The 15560-nt window shown below is 69.4% G+C and carries 13 protein-coding genes; 3 read left to right on the top strand and 10 right to left on the bottom strand.

Annotated elements, in window-relative coordinates; all coding sequences use genetic code 11:
* Positions 1–3: 3 nt before the first annotated feature.
* Positions 4–609 (bottom strand): glutathione S-transferase family protein, encoded by a 606-nt coding sequence (locus D7Y04_RS08775; protein WP_120593475.1) that lies wholly within the window; start codon positions 607–609, stop codon positions 4–6.
* Between the two features lie 103 nt (positions 610–712).
* Between D7Y04_RS08775 and D7Y04_RS08770 the strand changes: the two genes are divergently transcribed.
* A complete protein-coding gene (locus D7Y04_RS08770) occupies positions 713–1606 on the top strand; it encodes a LysR family transcriptional regulator (RefSeq protein ID WP_171806391.1) in 894 nt (297 codons plus the stop codon).
* Between the two features lie 3 nt (positions 1607–1609).
* On the opposite strand, the gene D7Y04_RS08765 is transcribed toward D7Y04_RS08770, so the two are convergent.
* Positions 1610–2770, bottom strand: a complete 1161-nt coding sequence (locus D7Y04_RS08765; protein WP_121758919.1) for a serine hydrolase — start codon at positions 2768–2770, stop codon at positions 1610–1612.
* Between the two features lie 206 nt (positions 2771–2976).
* On the opposite strand from D7Y04_RS08765, the gene D7Y04_RS08760 reads away from it, so the two are divergent.
* On the top strand, positions 2977–3447 hold the full coding sequence (locus D7Y04_RS08760) for a MerC family mercury resistance protein (protein ID WP_366928020.1): 471 nt from the start codon (positions 2977–2979) through the stop codon (positions 3445–3447).
* Positions 3448–3450: 3 nt separating this feature from the next.
* On the opposite strand, the gene D7Y04_RS08755 is transcribed toward D7Y04_RS08760, so the two are convergent.
* Positions 3451–4251: a LytTR family DNA-binding domain-containing protein gene (locus D7Y04_RS08755; protein ID WP_121758917.1), complete on the bottom strand. Its 801-nt coding sequence runs from the start codon at positions 4249–4251 to the stop codon at positions 3451–3453.
* A complete protein-coding gene (locus D7Y04_RS08750; protein ID WP_121758916.1) occupies positions 4248–5381 on the bottom strand; it encodes a sensor histidine kinase in 1134 nt (377 codons plus the stop codon). Before D7Y04_RS08750 ends, D7Y04_RS08755 begins: the two co-directional genes overlap by 4 nt.
* Before the next feature lie 129 nt (positions 5382–5510).
* Between D7Y04_RS08750 and D7Y04_RS08745 the strand changes: the two genes are divergently transcribed.
* Entirely contained in the window at positions 5511–6755 is a 1245-nt protein-coding gene (locus D7Y04_RS08745; protein ID WP_120593481.1) for a hypothetical protein, read from the top strand.
* Here D7Y04_RS08745 and D7Y04_RS08740 read toward each other — a convergent pair.
* From D7Y04_RS08740 to D7Y04_RS08715, 6 genes are all read right to left on the bottom strand, one after another.
* Positions 6752–8821 carry a WD40 repeat domain-containing protein gene (locus D7Y04_RS08740; protein WP_233601315.1) on the bottom strand — a complete coding sequence of 690 codons (2070 nt, stop codon included), beginning with the start codon at positions 8819–8821 and terminating at the stop codon, positions 6752–6754. The two genes, D7Y04_RS08745 and D7Y04_RS08740, sit on opposite strands and share 4 nt — an antisense overlap.
* A gap of 121 nt (positions 8822–8942) precedes the next feature.
* Positions 8943–9239, bottom strand: a complete 297-nt coding sequence (locus tag D7Y04_RS08735; RefSeq protein ID WP_147477063.1) for a hypothetical protein — start codon at positions 9237–9239, stop codon at positions 8943–8945.
* A 92-nt stretch (positions 9240–9331) separates the two neighbouring features.
* Positions 9332–9739 carry a TetR/AcrR family transcriptional regulator gene (locus D7Y04_RS08730; protein WP_121758913.1) on the bottom strand — a complete coding sequence of 136 codons (408 nt, stop codon included), beginning with the start codon at positions 9737–9739 and terminating at the stop codon, positions 9332–9334.
* A gap of 27 nt (positions 9740–9766) precedes the next feature.
* Positions 9767–11050, bottom strand: a complete 1284-nt coding sequence (locus D7Y04_RS08725; protein ID WP_121758912.1) for an FtsQ-type POTRA domain-containing protein — start codon at positions 11048–11050, stop codon at positions 9767–9769.
* Positions 11051–11052: 2 nt separating this feature from the next.
* The gene (locus D7Y04_RS08720; RefSeq protein WP_121758911.1) at positions 11053–12420 is read right to left on the bottom strand and encodes a TolC family protein; all 1368 of its coding nucleotides are present in this window, start codon (positions 12418–12420) and stop codon (positions 11053–11055) included.
* A gap of 39 nt (positions 12421–12459) precedes the next feature.
* The gene (locus D7Y04_RS08715) at positions 12460–15552 is read right to left on the bottom strand and encodes an efflux RND transporter permease subunit (RefSeq protein ID WP_121758910.1); all 3093 of its coding nucleotides are present in this window, start codon (positions 15550–15552) and stop codon (positions 12460–12462) included.
* Positions 15553–15560 lie beyond the last annotated feature (8 nt).

Below are 15560 nucleotides of genomic sequence, written 5' to 3'. Positions count from 1 at the left end.
GGATCACCCAGAGACCGCCCTGCGCACCGCGGGGCGTTGAGAGTGGCGCCTGACGTACGCCACCAGTTCCGGATACCCGTCGAGCAGCATCAGCGTGTTCGCGAGGTGGAGGATGGAAGCCATCACCACGTCGGCGGCGGTGAAGGCCTCACCCACGAGGAATTCACGGCCGCCGAGTCCCCTCTGGATGAGGTCGAGAGCGGACGTGAGCCGGGTCCTGAGCTTCGCGGCCTCCCCTTCCGGGACTTCGCGCGCCACCGGCGACTGCGCGTCCCGGTAGAACTCCATCACCAGGGGGTCGAGGCTCAACTCGGCGAAGACCATCCAGCCGTAATAGGGACCGCGCTCCGCGCTCCCCACCGGCGGCGCCAGGTGCTTCTCCGGGAACCGGTCGGCCAGGTGCAGACAGATGGACAGGGACTCGAGCAGCGTGACGTCCCCATCCACCAGGGCGGGGAGGTCTCCCAGCGGATGCACCGCCAGGTACTCAGGGGCGGTGTTCTCCTGCCGGGCCAGGTCGAGCCTGACCAGCTCATAGGGCACGCCGAGTTCCTCCAGCAGCCAGCGGGGGCGGACCGCTCGGGTCCTGAGGGCGAAGTAGAGCTTCATGGGTGGCACTCCTGTGGTTGCGTGAGGCAACACCATGCGTCCGCTGGAGTGCCCGGACAATGCGGCCCCGGACGAACTCATTGTCAGGTTAATCTTGACGCCCATGATTCCACCGGCCGACATGCTCCTCTTCGCGACGGTTGTCCGAGAGGAGAGCTTCACCCGCGCGGCACTCAAGCTCGGCATCACCAAGCAGACCGTCAGCGAGCGCATCCGCCACCTGGAGGAGCGGCTGGGCGTGCGGCTCCTGGAGCGGACCACGCGGCGACTGCGCGTGACGGGGGCAGGCGTGACGTACTCCGAGCGCTGCGCCGCCATCGCCGCGCTCATCGAAGAAGCGAACAGCGAGGTGCAGCAGGGCAAGGCGGATCCCACCGGCCTGATTCGGGTCTCCTCGCCGGTTCTCTACGGCCGGCGCTACCTCACGCCTGTCATCTCGAAGTTCCTCGGTCGCTATCCCCAGGCGCGGGTGGAGCTGGTGCTGGCGGACCGCCGTGTCCACCTCATCGAAGAGGGGTTCGACGTCGCCATCCACATCGGCCCGCTCAATGATTCGTCGCTCGTGGCGCGAAAGCTGGGAGAGGGCGCGGTCCGCTTCGTGGCGAGCCCCCGCTTCCTGTCGAAGCACGGCATCCCGGCCGCCAGGGAGCTGGGCTCCGCGCGCTGCATTGGATTCAGCGCGTTCGAGACGTGGGAGGCCGAGGGCGTGAAGTCCCGGATCGATCCGGTCCTGATGGTGAACGACAGCGAGCTCGCGTGCGATGCGGCCATCGCCGGGGTCGGCATCGCGCGGGTGCCCGACATCCTCTGCCAGGAAGCCATCCGGGACGGACGGCTGAAGGTCCTCTTCGGCCCCCGGCCCGCGTCGATGCGGCCCATCCACGTCGTCTATCCCAGCCGGCTGAACCTTCCCCCCAAGGTCCGGCTCTTCGTGGATGCCCTTGCCACCCTGGCCGAGCCGGCGCCGACAAAAGCCCGTGGCCGGAAGCGGAAGTGAGGTTCACCGGGGCGCGGTCATGAAGAGCTCCCCCAGCTGCGCGGCCTGCTCCTCCGCGAAGTCCGCGTAGGTGTTCCCCAGCAGGGCCACGACGAGCTGGGAGTCCGGGAAGAGCATCAGCATCGCGCGGCCGCCTTCGATGGCGCCCCGGTGGTGGAGGATGCGCCGTCCCTGCGCGGAGACACCGATGCGCCAGCCGAGGCCCACGCCCGTCTCCTTGCCGGACTTGAGTTTCTGCGAGGTGAAGAGGAGGGCCAGCGTCTCCTTGCGCAGGAAGCCGGGCTGGAGGTGCGCGGAGCCGAAGACGACGAGGTCCTCGGCGGTGGAGAGGAAGCCTCCGCCGGGCCACTTGTAGCTGTTGTCCACGTGGGCGGCGTGCTGGTGACTGCCCTCCGGGCCGTTCGCATAGAAGCGCGTGCGGTGGGGAATCAGCTGGTGGGGATGATCCGCACTGGTGTGGCGCATGCCCAGCGGCTCGAAGACGGCGCGCTGCATGTAGCGGAGGAACTCCTCGTGCGCGGCTCCTTCCACCACGGCGCCCACCAGGTTGAAGCCATAACTGGAGTAGGCGTACGCCGTTCCGGGCTCGGACAGCAGCGCGTCGTCCTGGAAGAGGCCCAGGGCCTGGGTGAGGCTGCTGAAGTGCCTCGACTCCTGGAAGATGGCTTCATCCCGGTCCAGGTAGTGACGGATGCCCGCCAGGTGCCCGGTGAGCTGGCGCGTGGTGATGGGCCATGGCTTCACGGGGAAGGCCGGCACGTACTTCTGGATGGGGGCATCCAGGTTCAATCTCCCCTCCTCCACCAGACGCGCCACGGCGGCGGCGGTGAGGACCTTGGACACGCTGCCCACGCGGAAGCGGGTCAGTGGGGTGACGGGGATGCCCTGCTCCAGGTCCGCGTAGCCAAAGCCTTCGGACCAGATGACCTGACCGCGATGCGCGACGGCCACGGAGAGGCCCGGCAGCTTGAAGTCCTTGAGCACCTTCTGGGCGAAGGCCCGCGCCTGCTGGACCTGTGCTTCATGGCGCGAGGAGGCAGGCGGGAGCGGATACGACGCGTTCGGCGCGGCGCTCGCGGGTGCCACCGCGAGCAGCGTGCCCAGGACGAGGGCGGACAACCTCAGGACGCTCGGGCGCGGGGACAGGGCAGATGACGCGGGCATGGAGTGCCTCCGTGGGGAGTGAGCGGACGGCACCGTGCCCGCGCGAATGGCCCGCGGGGAAAGTGTTCAGCCGGTGGGGACTGCCTCGCGGCGAACCGGTCCGCCCGTGCGGCGAACGGGCAGCCCCGAAAACGCAACACAGTTGCATTTAAATCCATGGCGCAGTACTTGGAGCCACCCTGGCGTTCACCTGAGGGGACAATTCCATGCCTGAATCGGACAACAACGCGGTCACGACGGAGGGGGGTCTTCCCGGTTCGTCCTGTGACTGCTCCCACCATCGAGCGGAGGCTTCACGCCCCGGGGGCCGCTGGGCTTCATGGGTACCGCTCCTGGCGTGTGCCGTGTGCCCGGGGCACCTTTCGGCCTATGCGCAGGTGCTGTCCTTCGTGGGGGTCGGCGTCTCGCTCTCCGAGTCGTCCCATCAGCTTGTCCTGGGGGTGGCCATCGCCCTGTCGCTCGCCGTGAATGCATGGAGGGCGTGGCGCCTTCGCAGCATGGCTCCGCTTGCGATTTCAGGCGCGGGTGGCGGACTGCTCGTCCTCAGTCATGCGCTGGATGAGAACGCGCTGCTGCTCTGGAGCGGCGCCGCGGTGCTGCTGGGAGGGGTTCTCTGGGAACGACAGGTGTGGCGGCGATTCCCGGTGCGCCGCGCCTCCACGCCCCTGGCTTCGTGACGTTCAGCGCAGGTGCTGGAACTTCTCGCGGTGGCTGCGGGCGACGCGCAGCTCCGCGCCGGAGGTGAGCACCACGACCAGGTCCCTGCGGCCCTCGCTGCGCAGCTCGCGGATGCGGCGCGCGTTCACGATGGCCGACCGGTGGATGCGCATGAAGCGCTCCGGCTCCAGGCGCTCCTCCAGGCTCTGCATCGTCTCGCGGTGGAGGTAGGCCTTCCCGCCCGCGTGGATCTGCACGTAGTAGTCAGCGGCCTCGATGTATTCGATTTCGTCCACGTCGAGGAACACCACCCGGCCCGCGTCGCGGATGGCCAGCCGGCGCATCCATGGCTCGGGCGGTGTGGGCGCCGGGGTGGGCGTGCTGTCTCGCTCGCCGTAGGTGGAGAGCACGGACATCAACCGCTGGCTGAGGTCGGACATCCGCGCCATGCGGATCTGCGCCTTGGCGCGGCCAATGGCGTCGTGGAAGCGGTCGTCGCGGAAGGGCTTGAGGAGGTAGTCGAGCGCGTGGATGTCGAAGGCGCGCAGCGCGTACTGATCATACGCGGTGACGAAGATGACGGCGGGCACTTCGCCAGGGTCCAGCCGCGCGAGCACCTCGAAGCCGTTGAGCTCCGGCATCTGCACGTCCAGCAGGACCAGGTCCGGCCGGTACTCGCGGATGAGGCGCACCGCCTCCGGTCCGTTGCCGGCCTCGCCCACCACGCGGACATCCGGATCCGCGGCCAGCAGCAGACGCAGGCCCTCGCGCGCCAGGGGCTCGTCATCCACGACGAGCGTGCGGATGGCGACGGCCGCGTTCATGCCCCGAGCGCCTCCGGCACGGCGGACTGGAAGGGCAGCTCCAGGCGGGCGCGCACGCCGCCCCCGGCGCGGTTCTCCAGCGTGAAGACATGGCGGTCGCCGTAGAGCTGTCGCAGTCGGTCACGCACGTTGGCCACGCCAATGCGGCCATCCTGGCGGTCCCATCCGGGTGCGAGCCCGGGACCGTCGTCGAGCACCTCCAGCACCAGCCGGGCTCCTTCGCGCGAGGCGCGCAGCTCCACGCGTCCCGGACCTGAGCGGGTGGCGATGCCGTGCTTGATGGCGTTCTCCACCAGGGGCTGGAGGATGAGGCTGGGCACGAGCGCGCCCAGCGTGGCCGGGGCGATGGCGCGCACCACCTGGAGCCGGTCCTGGAAGCGGGTCTGCTCGATGTCGAGGTAGCGCTCCAGGAAGTCCACGTCCTCGTGGAAGGGAACCTGCTGGCGGCCCGTGGTGTGGAGGGCCATGCGCAGGAGCTCACTGACGCCGGTGAGCATGCGGATGGAGCCGGCGGTGTCCTGCTTGCGCACGAGCACGGAGATGGCGTTGAGCGTGTTGAAGAGGAAGTGCGGGTGGAGCTGCGCGCGCAGGGCATCCAACTGCGCGTGCGCGAGGCGCGTCTCCAGGTGGGCCTGGGCCAGCTCTCCCTCGCGGAAGCGGCGGTGGTAGTCCACGGCGTAGCCGATGGCGAGGATGCCGCCGTAGATGAGCAGGGACAGGACGCTGTACTTGGCCATCATCAAGGGCAGCATCCGCGCCCAGGTGCTCTCCAAAAGCCACGTCTCTCCCGTGGCCCGGGCGGCGAAGTAGATGATGCTCACGTAGGGGACCATGACCGCGACGAGCGCGGCCAGGAGGACCGCGAGGCTCCGGGGCCAGACGCCGCGCTCCAGTCGGAAGCGCTGGCCGAGCGCGAGGATGAAAGGCGTGGCTAATGCCCAGTACTGCCACTGCGGCACCTGCACCATCAGCGCCCGGCTGAGCGGGTAGCCCGGCTCCCGGGCCTGCGCATAGACCCAGGTATGGAGCGCGGTGACGACGCCCGGCACCGCGCAGACGAGCATCAGCAGCGGCACGCGGCGCAGCAGGGGCAGCAGCACGGACGGCGCGGCGGGAGAGGTGGATTCCACGGCCGGTGGAGTCTACGCCCGAAGCGGGTCCACTTCCGGACGGGTGCAGCCAAAGGGACCCGAGCTGCAGCGAACGGGACGACGGCGCCTCGCCAGGGGCCATGTATTCTCGCGGGACCTCGCTCCGCCATGGCCTCTCCCCGTCCCTCCTCCTTCGCCCGGCTCGCGGCCCTGGCCGTCCTGGTCTCCAGCAGTGCAGCGCTCGCGGACAATCCGCCGCTCACCAGCTCCAACTACGCCATCGACGTGTACCAGGGCCCGGTGCTGGCGCCGGTGCGGGTGTCCGGCCTGGCCGGCGCGTATGCCCCCATCGCCGAGGGCGTCGAGGGAATCAGCGTCAACACGGCCGCTCCGGCGGTGCGCTCGCTCTATTCGTCCAAGCACGTCGACTACGACCTGTCGCTCGCCTTCACGTTTCCCAGCTCGCTGCGCGACAGCGACTTCGACAACAACGGCGCGGTGGGCTTCGCCAACGACGACTTCGTCTTCACCCAGATTGGTGGACTGATTCAGTGGGGCCCCTGGGGAGTGGGCGGCGCCGCGTCACTGCAGACCTATGCCCTGGGACAGGACGCGAATGGACGGCTCCTCAACCTGAGCATGACCCGCTTCCAGTTCCAGCTCGCGCGCGGCTTCCTGGATGGCGAACTGACGGTGGGCGTGGGGCTGCGCGCGGTCACCCTGGAGATCAACACCGCCGAGGATGCGAACAACAAGCTCGCCAGCATGTTCGGCGGCAACGTGGAGGCCGGTGCCCTCTGGACGCCCATGGGGCTGCCGATGCGTGCCGCGCTGACCCTCCGGGCTCCCGTCCAGGGAGGGCTCACCCCTGGCGGCCCGACCACCGCGGACGAGGCCGGCAACGTGAAGGTCGCCGGGCTCTACCTGCCCGCCTCCGTCCGGCTCCCCTGGGAGATTGAAGCGGGAGTCGCCTGGCAGTTCGGCGACCGCCCGCTCCAGATGCCGTGGGGCCCGGACCGCGCGGAACGCTACAGGGCCCTGCCACGCTCGAAGCTGCTGCTGACCGGGTCCGTGCTCATCAGCGGCTCCGTGCCGAATGCCATCGGCTTCGACTCCTTCCTGTCGCAGCAGCTGGAGCGCTCCGGGCGGCACCTCTCGATTTCACCCCGCGTCGGCGCGGAGCTGGAGCCCCTCGAGAACCGGCTGCAGCTGCGCGCGGGCAGCTACCTGGAGCCCAGCCGCTTCGACACTGTCGGGCCTCGCCTGCATGGCACCGCCAGCGCGGAGTTGCGGCTGTTCCAATGGTCCGTCTTCGGCTTGTTTTCGCCCGACACCTCGTGGCGCGTCAGCGGCTTCGCCGACGTGTCCCGCCGCTACTTCGGCTGGGGTTTCGGCGTGGGCACCTGGCACTAGCCCTCCGGCGTGTCGAGCGGCACCGCCGGTCCAATCCAGAGGATGTCCCGGAAGGACAGGAGCCGCTCGCGGTACGAGCCGATGGGAGCGCGCGGGTGGAGGAGGATTCCCTCGTCGGAGACCTCGAGCAGGGCCCCGAGCGCGTACCACGTCCCGTACTGCGTCTGGCGCAGCATCACCCCCTTGCCGAGATACGGCGTGAGGTTGGCGCGGCTGATGGCGGGACCGTGCGTGAACACCGGGTCGGCCCTGTAATGATCCAGGGGCCGCGTGGGGGCCTCGTATTGCTTCAGGAATCCCCACGTCCCGTGCCGGGCGTCTCTCGCCGCCAGCGTCTCGCCTTCGGGCACGGGGACGCGCCGCTCCTCGAACGCGGCCTCCGCCTGGGGCTCGACGAGCGAAAGTGCCCCGGACTCCCAGCGCGCATGCGGGGTCCCCTCGGCCCAGCGCCAGGGCCAGGCATGGCGGCCCCCCACCGAGAACATCAGCCGGGGCTCGAGCTTCTCCCGCGACCCCGGAGGACACTCCACGGTGCCGTCCGGCTGTGTTCGCGTAAAGTCCCAGCCGCGCTCGGTCGGAATGAACCGTGCGACTTCGTCCGGCCAGGGGTTCCAGTCGCTCGGGGGCGGCACGCGGCCCGGCTCCAACTCCAACGAGGAGCGGGAGCGCTGCTCTCCGGTGTTCACGTCCCAGAAGGCGATGGCATGGGGCCCCGTTCCCACGAGCATGCCGTCCGCGCCCCAGGCCAGTCCGTCGATGCCGTTGGCGCCCTCGAGCCGCCGGAGCATCTTGGGCGAGGACCCCACCTTCCATAGCTCGACCTTGAGCCCTTCACGCTTCCACAGCTCGGCCATGCCTCCCTCGCGCAGCAGGCATGCGCCCATGGAGCCATCCGGCGACCAGGCCCAGCGGCCCAGGTCGCCGCTCTTGAGGGCCAGCCCGAACGAACGGCGCTTCAGGTCCATCTGGCACAGGAACTTGCCGTTCTCGAAGATGAGGACCTGCGGGAACTCGTAGCCGTTGAGGAGCACGGCCAGACGCCGGCCGTCGCGGGACCAGACGTATTCCGCGACCGAGAGAATGCGCGCGCCGAAGTCCTTGCTCAGGTCGGACACCGCGTGGCCGGTGTGTCCGTTGGCGAGCCGGGACGGCTCCTCGCCGTAGGCCAGGCGGGCACCGTCCGGCGAGAACGCCACCGGCAGCTTCAGCTCATCGAGGCGGTACTGGAGGTCGCCACTCTGTACGTCGATGACGGAGGCGGACGGATGGGCGTCCTGGCCCGAGTCGGGGTGCGGCTCGGACACGTACTCGTACTTGCAATAGCCATGGATGCGGGAGCCATCCGGGCTCCACCGCACCCAGGCATGCGGCTGCGACTTCGAAGGCCGTCCGTCCAACCGGGCCGGGCACCAGCGAAGCCCTTCACCGTCCTCGTTGACCCGGGCCCCCTCCCGGAACGGGACGATGCATCCCAGCGCGCCGTCCGGCCCGGGGGTGGAGATGAACAGCTGGGTTTCATCCGGAGACCAGCACCAGGCGGGCAGGTGCCCCTTGTTCTCCACGGTCTTGGGATTGATGACAGCCGCCCCCGGCGGCGAGCCCCAGCGCCGGGTGACGTCGGCGGTGAAGGAAGGCGGGGTTCCGGCGAAGGCCCGCAGCACGCCCACGACGACATCGTCCAGGTTGACGCCGAGCCACTCCCCTGACGGCGACCACTGGAGGCAGGAGGGATCCCCCGTGGAGCCGACCTGCGTCGTCTCGAACCCGACGGCGTCGACCACGCGCCCCGTCGCCAGCTCCCAGATGCGTACGTCTCCGCCGGGCAATTTGTCGAGGCGGCCGCTCGCGATGGCAAGGTGGCGTCCATCCGGACTGAGCGCGAAGCTGTGTTGCACGCCGATGTAGCGCGGGCTCTCCACGAGCCGTGCCCCCGCGGCCAGGACCTTCTCGGAGAAGAGCCGGTGGACCTCCGTGAGGCCGCGCTCGCGCTCCAGCCGGAGCAGCCGTTCGCGCAGCGGCGGAAGGTCCCGGCCAGGCTCGAAGTTTCCGAAGTCAGCCTGTTCCACCAACGCTTCGAGCTCCGCGTCGGAGCATTGGACCAGCTGGGTAGGGTTCGCGAAGGGTCCTGACATTGGACCGACGATACCGCCGACACCCTACCCGTGGCAGCCCCTCCGAGCGCGGGCCTCACGGCCCGGTCTCAGGGCCTTCAAGCGCCACCGCCGGCCCGACCCACGAAATCTCGCCGTAGGGCAGCACCGGCTCACGGTTCGACCAGAGCGAAGGGCAAGGAGGGTCGAGCAGGAGTCCCTTCTCCGTGGCCTCAAGCAGGACCCCGAGTGCATAGCTCCACCCGTGCCAGTTCAGGCGCAGCAGCAGTGTCTGGCCCACATACGGCGCGAGGTTGTCGCGGATGGCGGGGCCAGGAGTGAAGACCGGCTCGGCCCGGTAATGGATTGGCGATTCGACAGGGACCTTGGACACGACGGGAGTGGGGGCTTTCTCCTCCCAGCGCGCATGCGGGGTCCCCTCGGCCCAGCGCCAGGGCCAGGCATGGCGTCCCCCCACCGAGAACATCAGCCACGGCTCGAGCTTCTCCCGCGAGCCCGGGGACGCGCGAGCCGCGGTTCCACGAGCGGCATGAGTTCCCGCAGCGCCCGGGGCGTGACGCGCAGCTGCTGGACCATCCGCTCCGCCATTCCCTGGCGCATGTCGATGAAGGTCCGCATCTTCTCCGCGGGCGTCATCGCCGCGTTGACGGCCGCCTCCAGTTTCGCGAAGGCCGCATCGCAGACGTCGTCCACCACCGCGTCGAAGAGCTCCTTCTTACCCTTGAAGAGCTCAGCCATCCGGACCGGAGACAACCGCGCGCGGTACGCGATGTCTCCCAGGGAGACGTCCAGGAAGCCTCTGCGTGCGAAGATTTCGCGCGCGGCATCGAGGACGGCCGCGCGCTGCCTGGGGATGAGAGACAAGACAGTCATCTTGAGAGCCCGTGCCCCGAAGGGCGGCTAGAAACCGAACCCCACCGTGACGACGGGCAGGATGTCCCCTGACTCCGGATCGCGCACCGCCTCCAGGCCCACGGCCGGAACGGCCACGTCGCGCAGATAGACGCGGACGCCCACGCCCGGAGTGGCATACCGCGTCAGCGTGTCCCTCCACTTCACCCGGCCCACATCCACGAAGACATGCGCGGTGACCGTGGCCAGGCGGGGACTCCACAGCGGCACCTGATACTCCAGCGTCGCGGTGCTGGCCGTCTCCGCCCAGAGGGTCGCGGCGGTGAAGCCGCGGCTCCCCGTGAGGGCGCCCAACAGTTGCGCGTCCAGGAATGGGTCCCCCCGCGTCCGCGAATACGCGGCGGTCAACGTCAGCGCATGGGTGCCCAGCACCGGCAGCGTGTAGCTGGCGGAGAGGGAGAACTGTTGCAGGTCCCGCGCGGACCCCAGGGCCCTCACGCCCTCGCGGTAGGTGGCCCGTGCCACCAGCCCTTCGTTGAAATAGAAGTGGAAGTCCTGGCCCAGGTACTCCGCCATGAGCGTGACGCCGTGGACCGACCCGCGCTCGGGCACGGCTCCGCCTGGCGCCGAGGCCAGCGGCTTGTTGGTGAGGGAGAACAAGCCCGCGCCGACATTCAGCTCCGGCGTGAGTTGGTAGCCGAGCGTCCCCGAGAGGTCGAAGCGACGGTCGGTGAACGCATCCGTGATGACGTCGTTCACGCGCCGCTCGCGGTCCGTCCTGGAGGCGTTGAGCGTGACGAGCCCCGTCCAGCGGCTCCCCGCGATGCCCGGGTCCTTGAACATCGTGAACAGCGTGCCGCCGCGGTTGCCGCCCAGCCCGCCGAACACCAGCATCTTGTTGAGGCCCAGCAGGTTGCTTTCGACGGCGAAGAGGCCCGCCTGCCATTGCCCATCGCTGGAGGAGAAGATGGGAATGGGCAGCAGCGTCCAGCGCTCCTCCACCTGGACATGAAGCGCGACACCCGGCCCTTCCGCGTGCGTCGTCACGTCCACGCTCGTGAAGAGCTTGAGGTTCATCAACCGGCGCTTCAGCTCGTCCACGTCCCCGGCGGTGAGGTGGTCGCCCGGGGCCATGCGCAGCGCCCGGACGATGATGGATTCCTTCGTGCGGGTGTTGCCCTGGATCTCGATGCGCTCGATGCGCCCCGTCAGCACCTTGGGCTCCGGCGGGGCGGCTTCGGCCTTCAGCTCCACCGGGGAGGATTGAGCCAGGGCCAGGCCAGGAAGCCCCACGACGTGGAGCATGGCCAGCAGGAGGAATCTGTCCGCCATGGCTACGGCTGAACCAGGGAGTGGCCCGTGGGGTCGAAGAGGCCCATGGCCCGCATCAGCGCCAGGCGGGACAGCCGCACGTTGAGCGACTCGGCCACGGCCGACAGCTGGGCGTTCGCGAGCGCCGCGTTGACGTCCGTCACCTGGAGGTACGTCGTGGCCCCGGCGTCGAAGTTCTGCTTCGCCAGCCGTGCGCTCTCCCAGGCCAGCTTCACCCGCTCCTCGGCCGTGCTGAGGTTGACCTCCGCGCTCTCCAGCTCGCTGCGGGACTTTCGCACCTCATCGCGAATCTTCTCTTCCAGGCCGCGCAGGTTGGCGTTCGCCTCGGCGATCTTCCCGGAGGACTCGCGTAGGTTGGCCTCGCGCAGGCCGCCGTCGAACAGCGTCCACGACAGGGACAGCCCCGCCGTCCAGGTGGTGCTCTGGCCGGTGAGCCCGGCGGTGTTCGCCGCCGAGTAGTTCCCGTTGGCGTACAGGTTGGGCAGGTACTCGAAGAGGATCTGCTTCCGGCCGCCGCGCGCGACGTCCACGTTGAGGCGCGCCGCCGCCGCGTCCGGCCGCCGGTCCAGCGCGGTCTTCTCCGCGCCCTCCGCGTCACCGGCCTCGGTGGGGACGGTGACCGCATTGCCCTGCGGTGGCGCCACGTCGAAGTCCACCGGCCGCGCGAGCAGTGCGGCCAGGGCGCTCCTCGCAATGGCGTAGGCGTTGCGGCTGCGCACCACCGCCTGCTCCGCCTCCTTGCGGTCCAGCGTCGCGCGCAGGACGGCCAGCTTCTCCGCGTCGCCGGCCTGGAAGCGCGCCTCGGCATCGCGCTCGAAGCCGCGGCGGACGTCGAGGAGCTGCTCATTCACCGCCAGGGCCTCCCGCAGGCTGGCGGCGCCGAGATAGGACTGGGCCACCGCGAAGAGGATCTCCCGCCGGGTGTTCTCCGCCGTCAGCGCCGCCGCCTTCTCGCCCAGGTAGGCGTTCTGGATGGCGGGCCACAGCGTGGGGACGATCAACGCCTGCCGCGCGGTGAGCTGTCCGCCCAGCTGGTCCTTCTTCTGCAAGGTGATGGGGTCCGGCGCTCCGGGGAGCGCGAACGACACGTCCCTCGGGTACCGGGTGTACGAACCGCTCGCGGTGACGTTGGGCAGGTAGCCCGACCAGGCCTTGTTGCCCAGCTCCCGGGACTGCTGGAGCCGCGCGCGGGCGGCGTCGAGGCTGGGGCTCTGCTTCTCCGCGAGGGCGATGGCCTCCTCGAGGGAGAGCAGCGGGAACGCGGAGGCCGGAGCCACCTTCGGCTCTGGGATGGGGGTCTGAACGGGCCGGTCGGACACACCGGGGGCCTGCGTCAGCAGAACGCTGGAGAGAAGAGCACGGATGATCATGATGTAGGTCTTGCTGAAAGGGTTTGGGGATGGCCGCGCTCAGTGCGCGCCTTCTTCCGTGAGTTGGACCGACACCGGAGCGTCCGCCTCGCGGCGCTTGAAGCGCGCGGAGACTCCGTCCAGCAGCGAGTAGACGACGGGCACCACCACCAGCGTCAGCACCGTGGAGCTGATGAGGCCGCCGATGATGACCAGCGCCATGGGCACGCGCATCTCCGCGCCATCCCCCTTGGCGAGCGCCACCGGCACCATGCCGGCCACCATCGCGATGGTCGTCATGAGGATGGGGCGCAGGCGCATGGGCGCGGCCTCCAGCAGTGCATCACGCGCGCTCCGGCCCGCCTCACGCAGCTGCTGGGTGAAGTCCACGAGCAGGATGCCGTTCTTCACCACCAGGCCCATCAGCATGATGACGCCGATGAGCGCGAAGATGGACAGCGCGTGGCCCGACAGCAGCAGCGCACCAATGGCACCGATGAGCGCGAAGGGCAGCGACAACATGATGGTGAACGGGTGGATGTAGCTGCCGAACTGCGCCGCCAGGATCATGTAGAGCAGCAGGATGCCCAGCCCCAGCGCGGTGGCGAAGGCGGCGGTCGTCTTGCCCAGCTCCTTCGCGTTGCCGGCGAAGCCGCCCACCACGCCCTGGGGCAGGTCCTGCTGGGCCTGCGCCGTGAGGTACGCCATGCCCTCGCCCAGCGTGTAGCCCGGGGCCAGGTTGGCGAGCAGGGTGATCTGCCGCTTCTGGTTCTGCCGGTCGATCTGCACCGGGCCCTCCGAAGGCGTGATGTTGGCCACGTTGCGCAGCTCCACCAACTGTCCGCTCGTGGAGCGCACGGTGAGCTGTCCCAGCGCCTCCTCGGAGGCGAGCGTCGCGTCCGGCAGGCGCAGCTTCACGTCGTACGTCTCACCGCCCTCGCGGTAGGTCATGAACTCGTCGCGACCCAGGTAGGCACGGAGGGAGAGGCCCACCTGCGCGGCCGGCACGCCCAGCTTCGCGGCCCGCTCACGGTCGATGCGCACGTCGTACTGCGGCTTGCCGCTGCGGAACGTGGTGTCCACGTCGGTGAGGCCCAGGTTGGACTTCATCGCGGCGAGCAGCTTCTCGCTGCCTGCGACGACCTGGGGCCAGTCCGTGCCGCGCAGCACGTACTGCACCTGCTGGTTGCGGCCACCGCCAATGCCCGCCGCGTCCTGCACGGTGAGCAGCACGCCCGGCTGCTGCGTCAGCGCGGCGCGCAGCTGGACCTTGAAGGTCTCCTGGTCGAAGGAGCGCGCCTTGCGCGGCACCAGGTTCACCAGCACCTCGCCCTTGTGCACCTCCTCCAGCGTGCCGCCGCCCGCGGTGCTGAACGTCTCCTTCACGCCCTCCAGGGCGCGCGCCTGCTGGGCCACGGTGGCCAGCTCACGCTCGGTGTCGTCCAACGTCGAGCCCACGGGCAGCTCCAGCGTCACGCGCACCGCGCCGTTGTCCGAGGGCGGGATGAACGTGAACTTGAGGAAGCGGGCCATGCCCAGCGTCAGCACCAGCACGCCCACCGCCGCGGCCACCGCCAGGCCCCGCCGGTTGAGCACGGCGCCCAGCACGCGGCGATAGCCGTTCTCCACCCAGACGAGCGCGCTCTCGATGGCCGCGCTCACGCGGTTGGTGGGAGCGCCATGCTTGTGCCCCTTGAGCAGGCGGCTGGAGAGCATGGGCGTGAGCGTCATCGACACCGCGTAGGAGATGAGCACCGCCACGGCCACCGTGACGCCGAACTGGAAGAAGAACTGGCCAATCATTCCTTCCATGAAGGCCACGGGGACGAACACCGCCACGATGGCCAGCGTCACCGCGAGCACCGCGATGACAATCTGCTTCGTGCCCTCCAGCGCCGCCTGCATGGGCGTCTTCCCCTCCTCCAGGTGCCGGACGATGTTCTCGATGACCACGATGGCGTCGTCGATGAGCAGGCCGATGGAGAGCGTCAGCGCCAGCATGGTGATGATGTTGAAGGTGAAGCCCAGCAGCGCCATCACCGCGAACGTACCGATGACGCTCACCGGCAGCGCGATGGCGGAGACGAGCGTCGAGCGCAGGTTGCGCAGGAACAGCAGCACGATGAGCACGGACAGCACGCCGCCCAGCAGCATGTCCTCCTGCACCGCGTGGATGGACGCGCGGATGTTGGTGGAGTTGTCGCTGATGGTGCTGACCGTCACGCCCTCGGGCAGCGCCGAGTTGAGCTCCGCCAGGGAGTCCTTGACGGCCTCGGCCACCTGCACCGTGTTGGCGCCGGACTGCTTGCGCACCACGAGCGCGATGGCGGCGCCCGTGTCCGAGCGGGCCAGGCCGCGCGCCTCCTGCGCACCGTCCACCACCGCCGCCACGTCCCGCACGCGCACCGGGGTGCCGTTGGGGCTGGCGACGATGATGTCGCCAATCTCTCCCACGCTGCGCGCTTCCGCCGTCAGCCGGACGATGCGCTCACGTCCGCCCTGCGTGGTGCGCCCGCCGGGCAGGTCCACGCTCTGCGACTGGAGCGCCTGACTCACGTCGCCAACGGCCAGCCCGTAGCCGCGCAGCCGCTGCGGGTCCACCACCAGTTGCACCTCGCGCTTCCGGCCACCCACCACGCCGATGCTGCCCACGCCCGGCTGGCTCTGGAGGGCGGGCTTCACCACGTCCTCCGCCACGCGCGTCAGCTCGTCCACGGGCAGGGAGCCGGAGAGCGACAGCGTGAGGATGGGCGCCGCGCCGATGTCGAACTTCTCCACGACGGGCGTCTCGATGTCGTCCGGCAGTGAGCGCAGCGTGGCCTGCACGCGGTCGCGCACGTCCTGGGCCGCGGTGTTCACGTCGGTTCCCAGCTTGAAGGCGATGGTCACCTGGCTCACGTTCTCCAGGTTGATGGAGTTGAGCTCATCCACGCCGTTGACCGTGTTGAGCGCCTCCTCCAGCGGGTCGGTGACGTTCTTCTCGATGGACTCGGGGTCCGCGCCCGGCAGGAGCGTGGTGACGGAGACGTAGGGGATGTCGACGTTGGGGTACTGGTCCACGCCGATGCGCGGATAGGCGTACAGGCCGAAGACGACGACCGCCGCCATCAGCATGACTGTGAAGACAGAGTGTTTGATGAAGGTCTGGAGCATGGGGATGG

It is taken from the genome of Corallococcus sp. AB038B (assembly GCF_003668955.1).
Lineage (GTDB): Bacteria > Myxococcota > Myxococcia > Myxococcales > Myxococcaceae > Corallococcus > Corallococcus exiguus.
Note: the sequence above shows the minus strand (reverse complement) of the source record. Positions and strands in the feature narration are given on the sequence as shown.